The 19,283-nt window shown below is 63.4% G+C and carries 22 protein-coding genes; 6 read left to right on the top strand and 16 right to left on the bottom strand.

Annotation, left to right across the window (positions count from 1 at the left end):
* Positions 1-6: 6 nt before the first annotated feature.
* Complete coding sequence (locus tag ACSSVG_RS11560; protein ID WP_492419025.1) at positions 7-648, top strand: TetR/AcrR family transcriptional regulator; 642 nt, start codon at positions 7-9, stop codon at positions 646-648.
* 222 nt (positions 649-870) lie between these two features.
* Positions 871-2,250, top strand: coding sequence for a serine/threonine-protein kinase (locus ACSSVG_RS11565; protein WP_492419027.1), 1,380 nt, complete (start codon positions 871-873; stop codon positions 2,248-2,250).
* 64 nt (positions 2,251-2,314) lie between these two features.
* Here the strand turns inward: ACSSVG_RS11565 and ACSSVG_RS11570 are convergent, their stop codons facing one another.
* On the bottom strand, positions 2,315-3,769 hold the full coding sequence (locus ACSSVG_RS11570; RefSeq protein WP_492419029.1) for a polysaccharide deacetylase family protein: 1,455 nt from the start codon (positions 3,767-3,769) through the stop codon (positions 2,315-2,317).
* An 88-nt stretch (positions 3,770-3,857) separates the two neighbouring features.
* The gene (locus ACSSVG_RS11575; protein WP_492419030.1) at positions 3,858-5,087 is read right to left on the bottom strand and encodes a GAF domain-containing sensor histidine kinase; all 1,230 of its coding nucleotides are present in this window, start codon (positions 5,085-5,087) and stop codon (positions 3,858-3,860) included.
* Positions 5,088-5,164: 77 nt separating this feature from the next.
* Between ACSSVG_RS11575 and ACSSVG_RS11580 the strand changes: the two genes are divergently transcribed.
* The 4 genes from ACSSVG_RS11580 to ACSSVG_RS11595 all read left to right on the top strand — a co-directional run bounded on the left by ACSSVG_RS11580 (position 5,165) and on the right by ACSSVG_RS11595 (position 9,205).
* Positions 5,165-6,580 (top strand): MFS transporter, encoded by a 1,416-nt coding sequence (locus tag ACSSVG_RS11580; protein WP_253464989.1) that lies wholly within the window; start codon positions 5,165-5,167, stop codon positions 6,578-6,580.
* A gap of 109 nt (positions 6,581-6,689) precedes the next feature.
* Positions 6,690-7,118, top strand: coding sequence for a DUF7793 family protein (locus ACSSVG_RS11585; protein WP_492419032.1), 429 nt, complete (start codon positions 6,690-6,692; stop codon positions 7,116-7,118).
* Positions 7,115-8,209: a DUF998 domain-containing protein gene (locus ACSSVG_RS11590; protein WP_492419034.1), complete on the top strand. Its 1,095-nt coding sequence runs from the start codon at positions 7,115-7,117 to the stop codon at positions 8,207-8,209. Before ACSSVG_RS11585 ends, ACSSVG_RS11590 begins: the two co-directional genes overlap by 4 nt.
* Positions 8,210-8,725: 516 nt before the next feature.
* Complete coding sequence (locus ACSSVG_RS11595; protein WP_492419036.1) at positions 8,726-9,205, top strand: hypothetical protein; 480 nt, start codon at positions 8,726-8,728, stop codon at positions 9,203-9,205.
* An 81-nt stretch (positions 9,206-9,286) separates the two neighbouring features.
* Here ACSSVG_RS11595 and ACSSVG_RS11600 read toward each other — a convergent pair whose 3' ends face one another.
* The 14 genes from ACSSVG_RS11600 to ACSSVG_RS11665 form a co-directional block, all read right to left on the bottom strand.
* The gene (locus ACSSVG_RS11600) at positions 9,287-10,291 is read right to left on the bottom strand and encodes a hydroxyacid dehydrogenase (protein WP_492419038.1); all 1,005 of its coding nucleotides are present in this window, start codon (positions 10,289-10,291) and stop codon (positions 9,287-9,289) included.
* Complete coding sequence (locus ACSSVG_RS11605) at positions 10,288-11,202, bottom strand: carbohydrate ABC transporter permease (RefSeq protein ID WP_492419040.1); 915 nt, start codon at positions 11,200-11,202, stop codon at positions 10,288-10,290. Before ACSSVG_RS11605 ends, ACSSVG_RS11600 begins: the two co-directional genes overlap by 4 nt.
* A complete protein-coding gene (locus tag ACSSVG_RS11610) occupies positions 11,199-12,155 on the bottom strand; it encodes a carbohydrate ABC transporter permease (RefSeq protein ID WP_231340852.1) in 957 nt (318 codons plus the stop codon). Before ACSSVG_RS11610 ends, ACSSVG_RS11605 begins: the two co-directional genes overlap by 4 nt.
* A gap of 60 nt (positions 12,156-12,215) precedes the next feature.
* Positions 12,216-13,529 carry an ABC transporter substrate-binding protein gene (locus ACSSVG_RS11615; protein WP_492419042.1) on the bottom strand — a complete coding sequence of 438 codons (1,314 nt, stop codon included), beginning with the start codon at positions 13,527-13,529 and terminating at the stop codon, positions 12,216-12,218.
* Between the two features lie 145 nt (positions 13,530-13,674).
* The gene (locus ACSSVG_RS11620) at positions 13,675-14,775 is read right to left on the bottom strand and encodes a substrate-binding domain-containing protein (RefSeq protein WP_492419044.1); all 1,101 of its coding nucleotides are present in this window, start codon (positions 14,773-14,775) and stop codon (positions 13,675-13,677) included.
* Between the two features lie 84 nt (positions 14,776-14,859).
* A complete protein-coding gene (locus ACSSVG_RS11625; RefSeq protein WP_253464981.1) occupies positions 14,860-15,228 on the bottom strand; it encodes a hypothetical protein in 369 nt (122 codons plus the stop codon).
* On the bottom strand, positions 15,225-15,854 hold the full coding sequence (locus tag ACSSVG_RS11630) for an Asp23/Gls24 family envelope stress response protein (RefSeq protein ID WP_492419046.1): 630 nt from the start codon (positions 15,852-15,854) through the stop codon (positions 15,225-15,227). The genes ACSSVG_RS11625 and ACSSVG_RS11630 overlap by 4 nt, the downstream gene beginning before the upstream one ends.
* Positions 15,851-16,435 (bottom strand): RNA polymerase sigma factor, encoded by a 585-nt coding sequence (locus ACSSVG_RS11635; protein ID WP_492419048.1) that lies wholly within the window; start codon positions 16,433-16,435, stop codon positions 15,851-15,853. The genes ACSSVG_RS11630 and ACSSVG_RS11635 overlap by 4 nt, the downstream gene beginning before the upstream one ends.
* A 111-nt stretch (positions 16,436-16,546) precedes the next feature.
* Positions 16,547-16,777, bottom strand: a complete 231-nt coding sequence (locus tag ACSSVG_RS11640) for a CsbD family protein (protein WP_231340858.1) — start codon at positions 16,775-16,777, stop codon at positions 16,547-16,549.
* A 95-nt stretch (positions 16,778-16,872) separates the two neighbouring features.
* Positions 16,873-17,478: a hypothetical protein gene (locus ACSSVG_RS11645; protein WP_231340859.1), complete on the bottom strand. Its 606-nt coding sequence runs from the start codon at positions 17,476-17,478 to the stop codon at positions 16,873-16,875.
* Positions 17,475-18,056, bottom strand: coding sequence for a hypothetical protein (locus ACSSVG_RS11650; protein WP_492419050.1), 582 nt, complete (start codon positions 18,054-18,056; stop codon positions 17,475-17,477). Before ACSSVG_RS11650 ends, ACSSVG_RS11645 begins: the two co-directional genes overlap by 4 nt.
* Entirely contained in the window at positions 18,053-18,487 is a 435-nt protein-coding gene (locus tag ACSSVG_RS11655) for a hypothetical protein (RefSeq protein WP_492419052.1), read from the bottom strand. The genes ACSSVG_RS11650 and ACSSVG_RS11655 overlap by 4 nt, the downstream gene beginning before the upstream one ends.
* Positions 18,484-18,675, bottom strand: coding sequence for a DUF2273 domain-containing protein (locus ACSSVG_RS11660; protein WP_024818603.1), 192 nt, complete (start codon positions 18,673-18,675; stop codon positions 18,484-18,486). The genes ACSSVG_RS11655 and ACSSVG_RS11660 overlap by 4 nt, the downstream gene beginning before the upstream one ends.
* Positions 18,672-19,151: an Asp23/Gls24 family envelope stress response protein gene (locus tag ACSSVG_RS11665; RefSeq protein ID WP_231340862.1), complete on the bottom strand. Its 480-nt coding sequence runs from the start codon at positions 19,149-19,151 to the stop codon at positions 18,672-18,674. The genes ACSSVG_RS11660 and ACSSVG_RS11665 overlap by 4 nt, the downstream gene beginning before the upstream one ends.
* Positions 19,152-19,283 lie beyond the last annotated feature (132 nt).

A 19,283-nucleotide genomic window follows, 5' to 3' on the forward strand; every position in this document is an offset into this window, starting at 1 on the left:
TGGGGCATGGTGTCAAGCCCCACATCCCAACGCGTCCGAAAATTACCTGACGAACGCCGCGCCGAGATCCTTGCCGAGGCCGCTTCCATCGCCCTGAATGAGGGGCTGGAGCGGATAACCCTCCGTGCCGTAGCTGACAAGCTGGGGGTTCGGCCCGGGCTGATCAGCCATTACTATCCCGCCGCCGAGGACCTGGTGATCGCGGCCTTCGTCCGCGCCGTCTCGGAGGAGCGGGAGGAGCTGTTTCCCGACGCCGGGACACCCCTCCGGCGCATGGCCCACCTGATTTCGCGCATCGAAGGAAGTGGCGCCCTTGAGCTCACCCGGTTGTGGCTCAACGCAAGGCACCTCTGCCGGTTTACTCCGGCCCTGGGGGAGGCAATGTTGGCCCAGGAATACCTGGATCGCACCCGACTGACCGCCCTCATCGAGGATGGTGTTGCCTCCGGCGACTTCGTGGTGGAGGATCCCTTCGTGGCCTGCATCCGGATCTGGGTGGCGATCGACGGAGTGGGCTCCTATGCGAACAATGCGGGTTCATTCGATTATGAAGCCTTCACGCGGTTCGTCACGGATGTGGCCGAATGGTCGCTGGGCGTGCGCGCGGGCACGCTCCGTGCGGCCGTTGACCGGCTGCGGGGGGCCTGATGAAGGGCCGTCGCATTGTCCTTCCGGCCGTTTAATCAGTATCCTGATGACTGATCCGGCGAAACCGGATGATGCTGTATCGGGCTGGGGGTTGCTCAAGTCGCAGTGGCTGAAGCAGGCGGCCGGGCGACTACCGTGAAGTTTGTATGACGGCGTTGCTTGGTAACGACGGACAGCACCCAGGTCCGTGACACCCAAGGGGCCTGAAGGGCGTGACAATTCGTGGGCAACAATGACGAGGCCGTGGACTCCCGCGTCCCCGATTCCATCGACGAAACACTGGACGGCCGCTACCACTTGGGCGCAATCCTGGGCAGGGGGGCCATGTCCGCCGTGTACCAGGCGACAGACCTGCTGCTCGGCCGCGAGGTGGCCATCAAAATCTTCCTGCCCGGCTCGGGGGACGACTCTTTCCGCGATCGCCAAGAAACCGAAATGAGGCTTCTGGCTTCCTTTGACCATCCAGGGCTGGTGGCGGCGTTGGATGCCGGCGTCGACACGAGGAACGACGAAGAACGCGCGTATCTGGTCATGGAACTGGCCGAAGGCCGGGACCTGCGGGCCGTGCTCTCCGAAGGGGCCCTCACCGTTCCTGAGACCACGCGCATCGGGATCCGGCTTGCCGGGGCGCTGTCGCAGGTTCACGCGCAGGGAGTCATCCACCGCGACATCAAGCCAGCCAACATCCTGGTATCCGACGACGACGGGCTGGGCGAGTCGGTGAAACTGGCGGACTTCGGCGTGGCGCTGGTGATGAACAACAACCGCCTTACCGCTACCGGCTTCACCGTAGGCACCGCCCAGTACCTCAGCCCGGAGCAGGCACAGGGCCTGGCGCTGACTCCCGCGAGCGACATCTACTCGCTGGGCCTGGTTCTCCTGGAATGCCTCACGGGCAGGGCCGAGTTTCCGGGGACACCTATTGAAACCGCATCGGCCCGCCTGCACCGGGCACCGCAGATCCCGTTGGAGTTGCCCGCCCCGCTGCGGTCGCTCCTTGAGGCAATGACGGACATGGATCCCGAAAACCGCCCGGGGGCGCATGAAGTCGAGCAGGCGCTTTCTGCTGAGGGGATCCAGTCGGGACGAAGGACTGCGGTTCTGCCGTCGGTGCCGTCCCGGCCCCCGCTTAGGCCGCCGACCCGGAAGCAGGCGACCGTTACCGGCCTCCGCGCCTTGACCAAGCGCCGGCCCAAGACGGTCCGGGGCGTCGCGGCTGCCGCGGTGACCATTCCGCTCGCCCTGCTGATCTTCTCCCAGGGCATCATTCCGACAGGCAACAACACCGTGGATCCATCACAGCCTGCTGATCCCGGCATCTCACAGGCAGAACCGCAGCCCAGCGTGCCCGACGTCCCGGTTTCACCCGTTGGCCCGGAGCCCGCGGAGGCCGTGCCGGCAGAAGTGGTCGGTCTTCCGGAGACGACCCTGCCGGAGCAGGTTCCAGCCCCTGCCCTCCAGCCGCCCGCCCTCGAAGAAACCGCCGTCCAGGAAACCGCCGTCCAAGCGCCCCTAACGGGCAAGGATGCCGGCGATAAAAAGAGTGAAGGCAAACGCGACAAGAAGTCTGAAAAGGACCAGCTGAAGGGCTCCGACAAGTAGTCCAGGACGCGGTGGCAAGCGCTCGACGGCGACCTCCCGCCGTCGTGCGCTCGGTTCCGGAAGTTCAGCGGCCGGGAACACAACCTGCTGTGGTGCCCCGGCATTTGTAGCTAGCCCCGGGCTTCAGGTCGATGCCGGCGAACAACTGCGGGAGGGTCACCAGGTAAAGGCCTTTGCCCTTGAGTTGCGTGATCAGCTCATCCTGGCCGTCCACCGTCGACGCGTGAACGTCGTGTTGGAGGATGATTGATCCAGGCTTGACCAGCCTCATGATCCGCGGGAGGTAGACCGCCTTGTCCTTTGATTGCCAATCCATGGAGTCGACATCCCAGAGGATCTGCGGCAACCCCACGGCATCGGCAACCGAGGCATTGCTTGCACCGTAGGGCGGCCGCAAGTAGCCCGGCACCACCCTTGTCGCCTTTTCGATTTCTTTCCGGGCGCCGTTGATCTCGCCCTCAATGCCCGCGGATGAAAGCTTTGTCAGGTTCGGATGGCTCATGGTGTGGTTTGCGACCGTGTGGCCCGCTGCTGCCACTGACGCGGCCACCTTCGGATTGGCCCTGACATATCCGCCTTGTTGGAAGAACGTCGCAAACACCTTGTGCTTTTCGAGTATCCCCAGGAGCCGGGTGGTTTGGGCGTTGGGTCCGTCGTCGTACGTAAGGGCCGCGCAGGCGACGAGGTCGCAGTCGATATGTTCAAGGCCCATCGGGGCGGGCGCGGGGAAGTGGGGCGGTGTTTTTGCCATGATTGTTCTGCGAAGGGCTTGGCCTGCAGGCGAAAGGACCTCGCCAGTGGTTTCGGCGTTCACGATCATGGTGACAGGGTGCCTTGGCGCACCTGTGACGGGGTCGTGGTGGAGGGTGACGCTGAGGTTCCCCTCGGCGGTGAACGCGATGGCGTTCAGCACCCCGGGGGCAACAGCTGAACCTGGTGGCGGCTCTGGGTGCGCGGGCCCCCCGTTTTCCCCGAGTATTGCCCGTAAGGTGCCGGTCATGGCCGGGCTGATCAAAGCGGCACTGTCCGTGACATCTCCGGTGCTGAGGTCCTGATAGATGATCTCGTCGACGAGCCCGACCCGCTCGCCCCCAACCATTGTTGTTTGAACAAATCTGGACCCAACAACACTTCCGGCGGCAAGGATGATTTCGTGGGTGATCGAAACTCCGTCGGACAGGAGCGCCGAAGGAGTGGGTGGCAGGGCCTCGGGTTGGTGGCGCCCGCCGGCACGGGCATCAAGAATGCTGAGCAGCCGGGCATCGAGCCTGCTGTTGAAAGACTCTGCGCCGCTGATGTATTGCCACGTGGCGACCGTCGGAGAGGTCCCGGCCGTACGCGTGGTCATATCAACAATGGACGGGCCCGGGATGATCTTCTGAGGTGCCGTCCCGATGACCGCAATCGCTGGTGGGGTCAGCGAAGAGGGCTGAACCGTCATCGGGACGCAGGCGGCTGTTAGGAGCACGATGCCCATGAGGAAGATCGTGAACGGTGAGCGGACTGGGGCGGACCGCATCACAGGTGCCCTAGCGGAAATGCGACGTCGTCATGCCTCGAATAATGGCAGGTGCAACGCCAAGGGAACCGGAGACACCCCGGGGAGCCTAGCTTCCAGAGGGAAAGCTGACCGCGACTGTTGTTCCGCCGCCGGGGGTTTCCCCGAGGGTGAGTTCGCCGCCGTGTGCTTTGGCGATGCTGCTGCAGGTGGCAAGTCCGAGGCCGGAGCCGGGGCCGTCGCCCTGCCGGCGCAGGCGAACTAAAGGTTCCAGGACCTTGGCACGGTCCTGCGGGTTGATGCCCTTGCCGTTATCGGCGACGAAGATTGTGGCCCCGTGGTAGTTGGAGACGCCGCTGATGCGGATGCGGAGCCCGCGATCCGGGCTGCGGTAGTTCATGGCGTTGGAGAGGAGGTTTTGCAGCAGAGTGCGGAGTTGGCCTCGGTCCGCGTGGAGCCTGAGGTCCTCAACATCAACGATGCTCTGGCTTTCGATTCCAAGGTCGCGGACAACCTCATCGGTGACCTCACGCAGGGACACCTCGGCGGGCCGGATGCCGCCACCCACGCGCGAGTAGCTCAGGACGTCTTCAAGCATGCCGAGCATCCGCCGGCCGCTGGCGCCGATGCGGTCCAGGTATCGTGCTGCGGTGCTTTCCGGCTCTACATCCGGGTCATCTTCCACCAACTCCACGTACCCGAGGATGGTGGTTAGTGGGATGCGGAGGTCGTGGCTCACCCGGCCGGCGAATCCGGCGAGTTTGGCGTTGCTTTCCCTGAGCTCGGAGTAGGTCCGATCCAACTGGACCGTGCGGTGCTGCAGTTCAAGCAGTTCCACAACTTGCTTGGCCAGGACCTCCAGCATGCCGACCTGTTCCGGACGCAGCTCCTTGGTCTTGTCGGAGAAAACGCACAGGGTTCCGGGGACGAATCCCGAGTCGGTCTGGAGCGGTACGGAGGCGTAAAAGCGGACGTTGCCGATTTCGCCGGTGACAAAGGGGTTGTCCGCGAAACGGGGGTCCTGGGAGGCGTCCGCCACCACGGTCCTCTCACCCGAGAGGAACACCTTGGCGCACATGGAATCCTCACGCGAGCACACCCCGGGGTCGACGCCCCAGGCGCCGATTTGGTGCTGGTACTCGGCGCTGATGATGTTGACCACGCCGAACGGTGCGCCACACAGCTCAGTAGCAAGCCTCACGAGGTTCTGCAGGGCACTCAGGACCGCGGCATTGGGAAGAAGGGTGGAATCCACAGCCGGGTTAAGGCCATACTCCTGGAGTTCCAAGTCCCGGCCGGCATCCTTCGTGAAGGACAACTGCCCCTGAATTTCCGTCATAAAACAATCCCCCAAGAGTCTCGTGAATTCCCTGCCGATACTACCGGCAGGTTGGCCCCGGTGGTTTACTGGGACGCATGACCGAGCAGGAACCTGCCTCCGCTGCGTCTACCGACAACATCGACCTTTCCGTGCGAACTCCCGCGCAGAGATCCCGCACTTTCACCGGGATCCTGATCAATACCGCGCTCGCCAACATCACCACAAGCTATCTGTGGTTCGCCCTAACATTCTGGGTGTACCTGGAGACCCGGAACGTGATCGCCACGGGTGTCATCGGCGGTGCGTACATGTTGTTGATCGCCCTCTCCAGCATCAGCTTCGGCACCTTCGTTGACCGCTACCGCAAGCTGGCGGTCATGCGCTTCGCCGCCGCCTTCACGCTCGTGATGTTCGTCCTGTCCGGAGTCATGTTCCTGCTGACACCGGAGCAGGCGCTGTTGGACCTGACACAACCCTGGTTCTGGATTTTCACCATGATCATCCTGATCGGCGCGGTGGTGGAGAACATGCGCAACATTGCCCTTTCAACCACCGTCACCATCCTCATTGAGCCTGACCGGCGGGCCAACGCCAACGGGCTGGTGGGCATGGTGCAGGGACTCATGTTCATTGTCACCTCGGTGCTATCCGGGCTATCGGTGGGATTGCTGGGCATGGGATGGACCGTGGTTGTGGCTCTGGTCCTCACGGCCTTGGCCTTCGGGCACCTGCTCACGCTGCGCCTGCCGGAGGAAGTACGGGCAGCCGCCTCCGACGCCCAGGGTGGATTCGACCTGCGCGGTTCATGGGCTGCCGTCATGGCTATTTCCGGGCTGTTCGCGCTGATCCTGTTCTCCACGTTCAACAACTTCATCGGCGGGGTCTATATGGCCCTGATGGATCCCTACGGCCTGGAGATGTTCTCTGTGGAGATGTGGGGAACTGTCTTCGCGATAGGCGCTACGGGCTTCATCCTGGGCGGCGCACTGATCGGAAAATTCGGGCTCGGTTCCAACCCGTTGCGCACCATGCTCATTGCTGTTGCGTTGATGGGGCTCATTGGAGCCCTGTTCACCGTGCGGGAGTGGGCGTGGCTTTACATCGTCGGGATCTGGCTCTACATGGCGCTGGTTCCCGTGGTGGAGGCAGCAGAGCAGACCGTCATCCAAAAGGTGGTCCCCCTGCCCCGGCAAGGGAGGGTGTTTGGCTTCGCCATGGCGTTCGAGTCTGCGGCGGCACCCATCACCGCTTTCCTCATTGCCCCGATCGCCCAGTTCTGGCTCATCCCTTACGCCCGGTCCGAGGAAGGTGCGGCCCAGCTGGAACCGCTGCTGGGTGAAGGCATCTCCCGGGGCATCGCCCTGGTGTTCCTGGCCGCGGGCCTCATCATGATCGCCGTGGCGCTGATTGCTTTCCTGTCTCCGGTCTACCGGCGGGTCTCCGCCTCGTATGCGGAGTCGGCTGCAGAAGAACCGGAAAATGAAAACGTGGACACGGCGTCCCCGAACTGAGAGACCGCAAAAATCACTCTATTCGGATGAGACCGGGTGATTGCCCGCAGGTGCAGGGTGGAGTCAGTTCGTGGTGGGCGGGCGGTCCTGCAGAGATGGAGACGGTTCTATGGCTCAGAAGGACCCCAGTGATTACTTCATCGGCTTCAAGACCGGGGACGTCATGTTCCTTGCGTGGAAACCCGGTGTCCGCATCGAGGCCGCCAATGCCCGCGCAGCGGTAGAGGCAGTGAACCGCCTCGCCGCGGGCAGCAGGTATCCCCTGCTGGTCACCATGGCCGACACCGCTCATCTCAGCCGCGCAGCCCGGGACGTGTTCGTTGAACCCTGCGCTGCCTCCAGGATCGCGTTGTTGGGAAACAACCCCGTGGACCGCATGCTCGCCGACTACCAATTGGCCGTTCAAGAACCTCCGTGCCCCACCCGCTTCTTCACCTCCGAAACGGAAGCGATCGCCTGGCTCCGGAGCTCCTCCGAGGACCTGCAACACGAGGAGCACAAGGACCGGAGCGGCTCCGGCGGAAGAGCCGCACCATGACGGAACCGGCGTCGGACGCTACCAAAACTGCTGCCCCCGCACCCGGGAGTTCAACCCGGCAGCATCGGGTGGCCAACGAGTCCGAAGCCCTTCTGGCGGCGTCCTCGGCGGCGGTCGTGGCCGGCGTGGCCGCGTTGCTCATCTTCTTCGGCCGCACCCCGCCTTTGTGGGGAGGCGTGTCCCTGGGAATAACGACGGCGGGCGCGGTTCTGGTGCTCGGATTGTCCGCCGCCTATGTGGGCTACTGGCGTTCGCGGTACCTCCCGGAGCAGCATTGGCGGCTCAACCTTCCGCCGTGGAAGTTCATCGTTGACTCCTCAACCGTGGCCCTGGTCCATGCCTTGATCGCGGCGATCGCAACTATCGCCACTTTCCTCCTCCTGCAGCGCAGCTTCCAAGGACTCACCGTGGACATCTACGCGGCGACCGTGGGAATGGCGGTGGGATCCGGACTGGCCGTGTACTGGATCTATCTCTCGGTGTATGACATCAGCACCCGCACGTTGTCCGGCCTTCTGGTCCTGTTCATGGTGATGAGCACGGTGGCGAGCATGGCCACCTCCCAGGACCCCCAATGGTGGGAGTACCATTTCAGCCAACTCGGCACGTTGGGTGGAGCATCCAGTGGCCTGTTCAACCTCTCGTTGATCGTCGCGGGCTTCTTCATCACCACCTTCGCCGTGTACCTGGACCGCGACCTTCGCTCACTCATAGCGCGGGGCGTGCTGGTCAACACGTGGAGCGCAGGCGTCTGCTCCGGCACGTTTGTGGCCATGGGCCTTCTCCTCGCCGGGGTGGGCGTGGTTCCGTTGTCAGTCAGTTTCCTGGTGCATACGCTGTTCGCTTCCGGGATGGCGGTTGTGTTCATCCTCCTGCTGCTGGCCTCGCCGTTTGTTCTGAGAGGCCTGCCGCGCCGCTTCTTCCTTCTTTGCGGCGCGTTCCTGGCCGCCCTCATCGTTTCGCTCGTGCTCTTCTTCCCGGTGGGCTACTTCAACCTCACAGCCTTTGAACTCATCGCCTTCGTGATCATCTACGGCTGGATCGCCGTCTTCATCCGCCTGCTCGACGCCCTCGCCACCGGCAACGACTAATGGTCGTCCCAGAGGTCCAGGCAGAGGTCCAGGTCATTGCAACCTACAGGCCAGTCGTTTCCATAAGGCTTGGAACGAGCGAATTATTGCGGCGTTCCCTTCCCACTAGTTGCGAGGACATGCCTGTTGACCACCCCAGCTGAACGTCTCACTGCCCTGCTTGCGAAAATGAACGACCGCGAACTGACGGCGAACTTCAACGAAGTTAACCGGGAATTCGAAATTATATTCACCGATGATCGCGGGAGTTCCAGAACTTTCAGGATGCCCCTGGAGCCGGATGAGTTATGGGATCGCATTCAGGTGCCTGAGTCGGATAGGGATGCTCTGTGGCCGGATGTTTCTGTTGAGGAAGCGTCGTTGCGGTTGTTTAGCGTGCATATGTTGCACTCACCGCCTCGCCGGAGCTCTTCGAGTAACACGGGATTCATCCCCCTCTTCGAGTGAGAACTCCCCAACTCCCTATCCCCTGGAAGGGAGGTATGGAATTATCGGCGAATGGACCAATATCTGTGGGTGTTGAAGCAAGATCAACTTGATTTGATTCGCGAATTGGAGCCGGCCAGGCTTGAGCTGCTCGACGAGGAAGGCCTGCTCAGTTTGCATAAACGGGTACGGCGGGCCCGCAACAAATACACCACCAACTATCGACGCAAAGCGGCCGATGAAGTCCTGGAGGCTGGTGGACGTGGAGCCGCGGCGAACAAGTCAGACAAAGCCCGGGCCCGGGCCTTTGTGTTCGAAGAAGCGCTCTCGATCGTCAGCACAGAACTTGCCCGCGTGGCCCACGAGGCCGCCGAGGAGCTGAAGGACGAGCGGCTGGAACGCGCCAGCGCAGGCAAATCATCCGGGCCGGACAGCTCAGGAACAGGTACCAAGTCCGGCACTGGTTCGGGGCGGGCCCGGTCGCACCAGAAAACCACGGGCGGAGTGAAGCGGGACGCGTCCAGCCGCTCGCAGGGTGCCCAACGCCAAGCCAAGAAGGACGCGCGCTAAGCCGCATCAAACACAACGAAACAAGCGCACGACGGCGGGACGTCGCCGTCGTGCCCTTGCGTCAGGACGCTCCCGGGTCACCTACGCCGTGAACGCCAGGTCCTCCAGCTTCACCCGGAACTGCAACTGTTCGCCGCGGGACAGACGCAATGCCTCCTCCACGGCGCTCGCCGCCATACGCTCAAGCTCGTTGCCGAGGGACCCCGCAACGTGCGGAGTGAGCAGCACGTTGGGGTGCGTGTAGAACCGGGAATCAGAGGGGAGTACCCAGGGTGTTGTTACGTCCAGGACCGCGTAAAGGTCGCCCTTCTCCACCCGGGCAAGCAGCGCGTCCTGATCGACCAGCTCACCGCGTGCCGTGTTGATGAACGTGGTGCCCGGCCGCATCCGTGCGATCAGTCCGGCATCCACGAGGTTCTTGGTGGACGGCAACGACGGCGCGTGGAGGCTGACCACGTCGCTGCCCGCCACGAGTTCATCCAGCGTGACCAGCCCGACCCCCAGAACGCTGGCTTCCTCGGGGGAGAGGTAGGGGTCGGCAACCACGACATCCAGATCGTAGGGGGCTAGAAGCCGGATGACGTGCCGGCCGATTTTTGAGGCGCCGATGATGCCCACGCGCTTGCGGTAGTTGCCCATGTCCGGGAACAGCTGCTCCGCCAGGACATCGGTCCGGGTGGTGTGCAGGGCACGGGCGATCTGGAGGACCCGCTTGTTGGCCAGGATGATCATGGCCACGGTGTACTCGGCCACCGGGATGGCGTTGGCATCGGCCGCGGAGCTGATCTGGATGCCGCGTTCCCAGCAGGCGTCGCCGATATGGTGTTTGACGCTGCCTGCGGCATGCAGGACGTAGCGCAGGCGGGGTGCTGCATCGAGGACGGCGTGGTCGATCACTGGGCAGCCCCAGCCGGTGAGGAGGATGTCTGCCTCTGCCAGGGTGGAGCGGCCCTCCGCTGAGGTGAAGTCCTGGATGGGTTCCCGGCTCAAGAGCGTCAGTGCGGGCTCCAACGGGTCCAGGCTCCGCGGCGGAAACACCGCCCGCGCCGTGTGGGACGGCATGGCCAAGGCAACATTCAAACTCATTTGACGCTCCCCGCTGTCAGTCCGGACTTCCAGAACCGCTGCAGCATGATGAAGGCCACCAGCAAGGGAATGATGGACAGCAGCGAACCCGTGATGACCATGGGCGTGAATTCGGGTTGGGGAATGGAGTAGCCCTGCCAGATGGAAATGCCGACGCTCACGGGCAGCAGTTTCTGGTCCTGGAGCATTACCAGCGGAAGCATGAAGTTGTTCCATACGCCCACGAACTGGAACAAGGCGATGGTGATGTAGCCGGGCATCATCATGGGAAGCCCCAGGGAGAAGAAGGACCGGATGGGTCCGGCGCCATCAACGCGCGCGGCCTCAAGCGTTTCCGCCGGAACGTACGCCGCCGAGTAGACCCTGGCCAGGTACACGCCGAAGGGGTTGCACAGCACAGGGATGAGGATGGCCCAGATGGTGTTGGTGATGCCGAAGACCGAGGCCAGCAGGTACATGGGGAGCACAGTTGCCGTGTTGGGAATCAGCACGCCCACCAGGACGATTCCGAAGAAGGAATCCTTGCCCCGGAACTGGAATTTGTCGAAGGCATAGCCGGCCATGACGGAGATGAGGCCGCCAAGGATCGCTCCGAATGCTGCATAGAACATGGAGTTGGCCATCCAGCGGAGGAACATTCCACCATCCTGGTTCAGGACCGCCATGATGTTCTCAAAGAACGCCGGCTCTCCCAAGGCGTAGGCGGCTGTGCCGTAGAGGTCCGCGGTGTTCTTGGTGGAAGCGAAGAACAGCCACACCACGGGGAGGACCATGTAGGCGCAGCCCAGGATCAGCAACGCGTTTACCGTGAAAGTGCTTCCGAAGCCGCCGGCCCGGGCAATCGGTCGGCGGCGCCTGGGCGTGGGTGCCGGTGTTGAGGTGTGGTCGCGGGACATCGTAGAGGTACTCATGCTTTGTTCCTCGAGCTGAAGCGGGTAACGGCCCAGGACAGTACGGCGGCCATGAGCGCGATGATGATGGAGGCGGCCGCGGCCTGGTTGAGGTTATGGCGGTTGAAGGCGGCGTCGTAGGCCCACATGTTCGGAACCCAGGTGCTGGTGACTGACGCCGTGGCCTTGGAGATGATGGACGGCTCGGTGAACAGCTGGAGCGTGCCAATCACCGTGAAGAGCATGATCACGCTCAACGCAGGCAGGATCAGGGGCAACTTGATGCTGATGGCTGCACGGATTTCGCCGGCGCCGTCCACGCGGGCGGCCTCCAGGATCTCCCTCGGAACAGCCTGCAGCGCGGTGAAGAGCACAATCACGTTGTAGCCCGTCCACTCCCAGACGGCGATGTTCACGATGGAAGGCAGGATCATCTGGTTGTCCAGGAAGTTCAGGGAGATTCCGCCGGTTTCCAGGACGGAGACGATCGGGCTGACGCCGGGCGTGTAGAGGTATGCCCAGATCAGCGCTGCGATGACGCCGGGCACTGCGTGGGGGAGGAAGACCAGGAGCTGGAAGAGCTTCCGTGCCCGGGCGACTGCTGCGTCCATCAGGAGGGCAAACGCCAGGGCACCACCCACCATGCAGGGGATGTAGAGCAGGCAGTACAAGGCGAGGCGGCCAATGCCGCCGACGAAGCTCTCGGACTGCAGGACCTGCAAATAGTTTTCCAAGCCCACAAACGACGTCTTGGCCTCGCCAAAGCCCAATCCGGACTTTTGCTGTGCGAAGAAGCTGAGCACGATCGCGTAGATGACCGGCGCAACCATTGCGAGGGCGAAAATCGTGAAGAAGGGTGTCAGGAACAGTGCGGCGGTGCGGCCCCCGGTTCCGGACATGGCGCGGGGCTTACGCTGTGTCCGAACCTTGGGTTGGCCGGTGATGGACGGCTTGGTGGGTGCTTGGGTGACCATGATTAATCTCCTCGCTGGCGGGGCGGCATCGCAGTCACGAAGCCGCCCCACCGTGCGGGCCTACTCCTTGACGGAGAGGCCGTTCTGCTTGAGTCCGGCCACCGTGGCGCTCTGCGCCGTGTCCACGGCTTCCAGGACCTTGCCGCCGCTGGTCAGTTTTCCGTAGGCGTCCTTGAGGGCGGTGTTGGTGATGTCCCAGTTGGGGCCCCACTGCCAACCAGGAGTGATGGAGGCGTAGGCCTTGTCGAAGACCGAGTAGATGTCGTTGCCAAAGTAGCTGGAATCGAACGCCTTCTGCGCTACTGGTGTCAGGCCCGGGAAAGCGAGGAACGCGGAGCCGGTGTTGCCGCGGGCTGTGATGGCGTCCTTGCTGGTGGCCAGGAACTCGATGAACTTGGCCGCAGCGGCCGGGTTCTTGCTGCTCTTGGTGATGTTGAAGCTGGAACCGCCGTAGAAAGCGTCTGCCGGTGTTCCCCAGTTGGGCACCTCGGCCGCGATCCACTGGCCCTTTTGGCCGCTGGCTTCCGTGCGTTTCTGGATGCCGGTTGCGCTCCAGTTGGCGCCAAGGACGCCGACGACGGCGCCGCTCGCCAAGTCTGCCGACCACTCGTCGCTGAAGGACTGCTGGACCTTGACGATCTTCTGGTCGATCAGCTTCTGCCAGTAGTTGGCCACTTTCTGTGTGGCTTCGTCATTGACGCCTACCTTCCAGCTGTCGCCTTCAGTGCCGAACCACTTGGCGCCGGCCTGCCAGGACAGGGCTGCGGTCAGCGCGGCTTCGTTCGGGTTGAAGCTGGCGAGGTGCGCTTCCGGTGCTACGGCCTTGATCTTCTTGCCGGCTTCTTCGAATTCCTGCCAGGTCTTGGGGACTCCTGCACCGGCTTTGTCCAGCATGTCCTTGCGGTACCACATGATCATGGGCGCGGCATCGTAAGGGAGTGCGTAGGTTGCGTCGCCGAACTGGACCAAAGCTTTGGTCTCGTCAGTGAGCTTGTCTACGGTTTCGGCCTTGTTGATGAAGCCGTCCAAAGGCTGCAGTTGGCCATTGCTGACGAACTGGGGCAGTTGCGGGTATTCGATCGTGGCAACATCCGGGCCGTTGCCTGCCGTGATGGCGGTGGAGAGCTTGGCGTAGCCGCCAGCGCCGCCGTTGGGGATGGTTTCGAAGGTGACCTTGATCTTGTTCTGGCTGGCGTTGAACGCCTCGGCCACCTTGTCCATGCCCGCCATGGACGACCAGAAGGTGATGGTGCCGGAGGGGTCTTCGGTGGGGGTGGGGGCTGGTGTGGCGGCCGGGGAACTGCCACAGCCGGTGATGAGGGCAGCACTTGCCATCAGGCTGACTGCTCCGAGTAGAAGCTGGCGACGCTTCATTCTGTTCTCCTTTGAAGTTCACGATGCGAAGTCGTGGTGTGCTCTGGGGCACCTTTGGACTACGCACCATGAAATCCACAAAAATGAACATCAGCAATGAAGTGAACAGAAGTAAACAATCCTGAGCCCGCCGTCCTGGCGGGGACTAGGCCTGCGTTGAGTCCCTCACCACCAGGGCGGGGGACAGGTTCACGCGTTGAAGCGCTGAAGTGCTCCCACGCCTTCCCCCTATCCGGTTCAGGCACATCACCAACGCCTGGTGGCCGACGTCGTATTTCGGCGGTGCCACGGCGGTGAGCGGGACGGCCCCGAGCGCCGCGATCTCGTCATCGTAGGAAACGATCGCGAAGTCTTCCGGCACTCGGACCTGCCGTTCCAGGCATGCGCTCACAAACTGGAGGGCATCCTCATCGGTGTGGACAACAGCGGCCGTCACTCCCGTCGAGGCGCACCAATCCAGGATCCCGTTCATCAGCTCACGGTGGGCTTGCGGATCATTCTGCGCACGGGACATGGCACGCACCATCGAGTCGTCGTGGGGGTGTCCGGCGCGCTGCATGGCGATGTGGAATCCATCAATGAGCTGCGACGCCGTAGGACTGTTCTCGCGCAGGCAGATGGCGATCCTCTGGTGGCCGAGTCCCAGCAGGTGGTTCACCGCTATCTCCGAGCCGCGCACATGGTCGCTCCGGACTGATTCGAGCCGGCCGTGGTCCAGTGCGTCGTCGATGGACCGCTCCACCACCACCACTGGCACCTCCGATTCCGCCAAGAGGTCCAGCGTTTCGGTTTTGGCCAACGATTGCTCGCTGGGGGTGATGAGGATTCCGTCGACCCCGTGATCGTAGAGCCGCCGCAGCTGCCGTCGCTCCTCGGCAGCGGAGTAGTTGGAAACCCCCAGCACCAACCGCACGCCAGCTTCCTGCGCGGCGGCCTCGGCGCCGCGGATCACGCCCGGAAAGTAGTACGACGCCGATGGAACGATCATGCCGATCGTCGCCAACGGACGCCGTCCGCCGGGACGCCACGACGTCGACTGCGGGGCCGCAGGGCCAGCGGGCTTACCGCCGGTGGAGACAGCGCCGCCATGCACACGCTCCAGCAGGCCTTGCTCGGCGAGCACAGCGAGATCACGCCGGACAGTCATCCCCGATGTCCCCAGTTTGGCCGCGAATTCCCCGGCATTGAGGGAGCCATGCAGAGCCAGCTCCCTCAGGATGAGCTGTTGACGATCCTCGGACAGCATGCAGGTCTCCGCCTATCAAGTTCACTTATGTTCAGTTTGTTCATTATGAACCAGAACAGAGTGCGGACGCGGATCCACGACGCCTTATGTGCCGACCTTCACCACTGAGACCTCGACGGCGGCCGGCCGGGGGAGCAGGTGCCGCCGCACGGCTTCGGCTACTTCGCGGGCCACAACCGGGGCCGGACGGGACGTGGCCACCGCGATCCGCATCTTTACTGCGAGCACCCCGGCATCGTCAGTGAGGCTGATCAGAGAAGGAGTCTCCCCGGTCAAGGCGGACAACGCGGCGCCGGCAATGGACTGCCACAGCGGTTGGGCAGGGTAGACCGCGCTGACACCTTCCACCGCCTGAACCACGCCGAGCAGCTGTTCGGCCAAACCGCCCAACTCTACCCAGGTGCCCGAAACACTTGCGGGGGCGGCATCCCCGACTTCCAAAGGCTCGGTCATGGCTGCTCCTTGGTCATGGGATCTGCAGGGGTAGTGGCATCTGCAGGGCTTGCTGGCTTGGGCGGCTCCAGCACATCGGTGACAGTGATGTTGATGGCTTGGATGGTCAGTTCAGTATGGGCAGCCAGGGTTTCTGCCAGCTCCTGGCGAAGCGTGGCGGCACGTTCTTCCATGGGGTGTCCGTAAACGACTGCTACTTCCACGTCCACGGTGATCCCGGCTCCGGGTGTGGTGACGTCTCCGTGCAGGCGGCATTTGCCGGCGGCTGTTCCCGGAAGGGCGTCGGCTACGGAACGGATGAGTGCGGAGATGGATCCTTCCGTTTCCCACAGAGTGTCGTTGGGGTTCCCGGACTGCAAAGGAATGCTCCGTCCCGGCCGTAACTCCAGCCGGAGGTTGTCCAGGATGGACTGCATCCAGTCGTCCGTGCCGGAGCCGGCATCCGCCACGTCGGAGCTGAGCAGTTCGCGTCCCAGCTCGGAGAGGTGACGCAGCGAGGCCAAGCCGGCCTGGCATTCGGGGCATGTTTCCAGGTGGACCGGATCTGCAATCTGTCCAGTGTCCAAGTAGGCGCTCAGCTCCGCGAGGCTGTGGCCGCATTCGAGGGTGTCGCTGGTGGTGTTCATCGCCATTCCTCCATGGTGCGCGCAAGAGTGATCCGTGCCCGGGCCAGGCGGCCGCGGACACTGGCTGGGCTGATGTTCAGTGTCAGCGCAATTTCCTCGTAGCTTTGGTCATTGAACTCCTTGAGCACCCAACAACGCCGCTGCTCCTCTGGAAGCTTGGAGAGCGCCGCCTTCAGGGCCTCGATTCGGGAGCTGTTGACGGCGTTGGTTTCCGGGTCCTTGTTCCTGGGCGGGGAAGTGGAATCCACTGTGTTTTCCACGTCGCCAAGGTCCGCGTGGTTGCGGCGCTTCCGGAGGTGGTCGATGCTGCGGCTGCCAACGATGCGAAGCAACCAACCCTTTACCGCAGCCGGGTCCCGCAAGCTGTCCAGTTGTTTCCAGGCCTGGACGAGTGTTTCCTGGACGACGTCGTCGGCGTCGGCCAGTGAGCCGGTCAACCGACGGGCCGTGGCCCGCATCAGGGGGCCGTGGCGTCTGGCGAGGGCCTCGAAAGCGGCCGTGTCACCATCTGCGGCCCTGCCTGCCAGCAAAGCATCGGGAACCAGGTCCAGTTGGTGCTGCGCCGCGGGTGAACCAGTCACGTTTCCTGCCTTCCCAGTACACGGTGGACTTGAGTCTGAATCTTGGATAGTGAATCGAGGCGGTAGGTTCGGGACGGTTCCGTATGCCGGTGGAACCGTCCCGACCCGGTCTTACTTCTTGGTGAAACCTTCTTTGAGCTTCTGGGCGGCATCCTTGATGTTTTCGCTGATGTCCGCTGCAGCGTCCTTGACCTTTTCGCCGGCCTGCTGGAGCTTGGCCTGTGCTTGGTCCTGCTGGCCCTCGCGCTCCAGCGCCTGATCGCCCGTGAGCTTTCCTGCGCCTTCCTTGGCGGCACCGAGGTGCTCGGTGGCTGCGTTGTTGATCTTGTCGTTGATACCCATGGTGTTCCCTTTTCTTGTTGTGCACGGCCTTTGAGGGCCGTGCCGGTTTTTATTCGGTGGAAAGCTGTTTCACTGCGGTGACTGATGAGAGACGGTCACCGGGTACGACGGGAACCGGACACCCGGGTCCGGGCGCCGCTGGTGATTCGGACCAGGACCGGTATTGGATGGCCCAGCCAGGCGTCGATTCCTTGGATGAGTTCTTCGGCGGTGTCGGCAAGCTCCCTGGGTGAGGTTCCCTTGCGCGCTTGCATGCGGAGCCGCAGCGCCGTCCCGCTCCGTGATTCCCAAGCGGAGACTGAAGCAGCCAGGACGTTCTTGTTGCCGTTCAGGGCTTGGTGGACTGCTGCGGAGATGAGTCCAACGTCCACCACGGTTCGGCCGTTGCTCCCGTCGGCTTGCTCTGCCAGGCGGGGTGTCCGGCCGCCGCCCTGGGATGCCAGCCAAGCGGCGCTGAGTACGGCGCCCAGCAGCAGCGCCGCAACGCCGGCCACCAGCCACCAGCTTCTCGCCGGTTCAGGTAAGAGAGCGGTGCTGGAGAGGGTGCGGGCTTGATCCGTCAGGGTAGAACCAATGGCCCGCCAGGTATCCGCTGCTCCCGGCAGGGTTCCGGCCGCGATGAGTGCGGCTCCGGTGCCCAGCAGGGCCAGCCCCACCACGGTGAGCAGGATGCGGTTCACTGCACGGTTGGTCCTTCTCATTGCCCCACTGCTCCTTCGTTCAATACCCGTACGCTGTGCTTGACCGGCCGATCCAGCGCATAGGCGGCCAGTTCGCCGTCGAGCGCTGTTTTGATGGACTCAAGGTTCAGGGGAACGCCCGACGTCGGACGCACCTGGACGCGTACGGACCGTCCGCCGACGGTGGTGGTCACCTGCCCTGGCGCCAAGCCCGCGGCAAGCCGGGCCTTGCTGGACACGGCTGCGGCGATGACATCGTCATCGACAACCGTTGCCGTGCGGTCGCTGGCCAGGGCGCGCCTGGGCCGGCGTCCCTTGCCGACCGCTATGCCGATGATCAGCAGCCCCAGAATTCCCAAGCCAACGCCAGCTGCGGTCATGCCCGCCGGGATGGTGTTGGCGGGAAGGTCAAGCAGCCACTTCCGCAGCTGGGCGGGGCTGGCAAGCAAGGGCTGGTCCATGAGCAGCCACAGCACGGATTCCAGCGCCAGCCAGAGGAACGTGATCAGAAGAAGGGAGGCCGCCACCACGGACGGGATGGACCTTGAAGAATGTGTGTCCCTGCGGATCATGCGCCGGATGACTCGGTCCTGCTTCACTGCACCCTCCTTTCCGTGGAGTGACTTTCCTTCAACTGTGCCTGCTTGGATCCAGTGAGCCGGATGTCGACGCGGCCAAGTTCCATGCCGGTGAGTTCCAGGCTGCGGGCCACCAGCTCTGTCCGCGCGGCTTGGGCCTTCTCGAACACGGTGCCATGCGTTGCTTTGCCGTCCAGGGCTGTGCCCGCATCCGGCCGGGGCCCCAACAGGGGCGGGAGCGCAAGCTGGACTGAAACCCTGACGCCGAGCCTGCCGGAGTCGTCGTCCAGTTCAGCCGTGACGTTGCTCCCGCCTACCTGGAAAGCGCGGGCCGTGATGGTTTCCACCGTTTTGCGGAGCGCGGTCCGGGCAATTCGGGTGTGCCCGGCCCTGTGCCCGGCTTCGTTCCCGGCGTTGTTCTCCGGTGCCGGGCCACCGGCTTCGCTGATCATGAGGAGGAGCGCTTGCCCCGCAGGGCATCCAGCACCCCGCCCAGGTCAAGCTTTCCCTCGGCGGAGCGGCCCAGCACGGCTCCGATTCCTACGAACAACGCCGTCAGCAGCAGCCCCCAGAATCCGAAGGCCAAGCCGGCCAGTGCCAGGACCGCTCCTACGGCCATGCCCGTAACTGTGGGGCTCATGCGACCCTCGGCTCACGCGTGGCATCATCGGCGTCGGAATCCTCGGACGGCACATGGATATCCGTGATGGTGACGTTCACTTCGGTGACTTCCATGCCCACCAGGTCCTCGATGGCCGTGTAAACGGCGTCGCGGGCGTTGTCTGCGACTTCCTGGAGCGGGTGGGGGTATTCAACAACCAGGGTGACGTCCACGGCCACCTGGGTTTGGCCAACTTCTACGCTGACACCCTGCGTGAGGTCCTTCTGGCCAACCTTTTCGCGGAGGTTGCCGATGGCCCGGGCCGCGCCGCCGCCCAGGGCATGGACGCCGGGGATTTCCTGGATGGCGATGCCGGCGATCTTGGCTACGACGCCGTCGGCCACTGTGGTGGCGCCACGGCCGTCCTTGCCCTTGTCCTGGATTGGCTTGTCCTGGATGGGCGCCGGGGTGTTCTTTGCGGGGACGTCTGCGGGGGTGTGGGTCTGGATCGTCATGGCAATCACTCCTGTCCGTTGTGTGCGGCGTTCTTTTGCGCCGTCATGAATAGGACGCAACGAAGTGAAGGATCCTCACGGTGACTTTTGTGTGAGCTGCATCACTCTTTAGTCGTTCACTATTGTTCAACT

The sequence above is a fragment of the Paenarthrobacter sp. E2MeOHC11 genome, assembly GCF_058744955.1.

Bases quoted from the DNA above. Each gene is read 5' to 3' on its own strand.
- ACSSVG_RS11560 (WP_492419025.1), top strand. From the start codon at position 7: ATGGTGTCAAGCCCCACATCCCAACGCGTCCGAAAATTACCTGACGAA.
- ACSSVG_RS11570 (WP_492419029.1), bottom strand. From the start codon at position 3,769: ATGCGGTCCGCCCCAGTCCGCTCACCGTTCACGATCTTCCTCATGGGC.
- ACSSVG_RS11575 (WP_492419030.1), bottom strand. From the start codon at position 5,087: ATGACGGAAATTCAGGGGCAGTTGTCCTTCACGAAGGATGCCGGCCGG.
- ACSSVG_RS11580 (WP_253464989.1), top strand. From the start codon at position 5,165: ATGACCGAGCAGGAACCTGCCTCCGCTGCGTCTACCGACAACATCGAC.
- ACSSVG_RS11585 (WP_492419032.1), top strand. From the start codon at position 6,690: ATGGCTCAGAAGGACCCCAGTGATTACTTCATCGGCTTCAAGACCGGG.
- ACSSVG_RS11590 (WP_492419034.1), top strand. From the start codon at position 7,115: ATGACGGAACCGGCGTCGGACGCTACCAAAACTGCTGCCCCCGCACCC.
- ACSSVG_RS11600 (WP_492419038.1), bottom strand. From the start codon at position 10,291: ATGAGTTTGAATGTTGCCTTGGCCATGCCGTCCCACACGGCGCGGGCG.
- ACSSVG_RS11605 (WP_492419040.1), bottom strand. From the start codon at position 11,202: ATGAGTACCTCTACGATGTCCCGCGACCACACCTCAACACCGGCACCC.
- ACSSVG_RS11610 (WP_231340852.1), bottom strand. From the start codon at position 12,155: ATGGTCACCCAAGCACCCACCAAGCCGTCCATCACCGGCCAACCCAAG.
- ACSSVG_RS11615 (WP_492419042.1), bottom strand. From the start codon at position 13,529: ATGAAGCGTCGCCAGCTTCTACTCGGAGCAGTCAGCCTGATGGCAAGT.
- ACSSVG_RS11620 (WP_492419044.1), bottom strand. From the start codon at position 14,775: ATGCTGTCCGAGGATCGTCAACAGCTCATCCTGAGGGAGCTGGCTCTG.
- ACSSVG_RS11625 (WP_253464981.1), bottom strand. From the start codon at position 15,228: ATGACCGAGCCTTTGGAAGTCGGGGATGCCGCCCCCGCAAGTGTTTCG.
- ACSSVG_RS11630 (WP_492419046.1), bottom strand. From the start codon at position 15,854: ATGAACACCACCAGCGACACCCTCGAATGCGGCCACAGCCTCGCGGAG.
- ACSSVG_RS11640 (WP_231340858.1), bottom strand. From the start codon at position 16,777: ATGGGTATCAACGACAAGATCAACAACGCAGCCACCGAGCACCTCGGT.
- ACSSVG_RS11645 (WP_231340859.1), bottom strand. From the start codon at position 17,478: ATGAGAAGGACCAACCGTGCAGTGAACCGCATCCTGCTCACCGTGGTG.
- ACSSVG_RS11655 (WP_492419052.1), bottom strand. From the start codon at position 18,487: ATGATCAGCGAAGCCGGTGGCCCGGCACCGGAGAACAACGCCGGGAAC.
- ACSSVG_RS11660 (WP_024818603.1), bottom strand. From the start codon at position 18,675: ATGAGCCCCACAGTTACGGGCATGGCCGTAGGAGCGGTCCTGGCACTG.
- ACSSVG_RS11665 (WP_231340862.1), bottom strand. From the start codon at position 19,151: ATGACGATCCAGACCCACACCCCCGCAGACGTCCCCGCAAAGAACACC.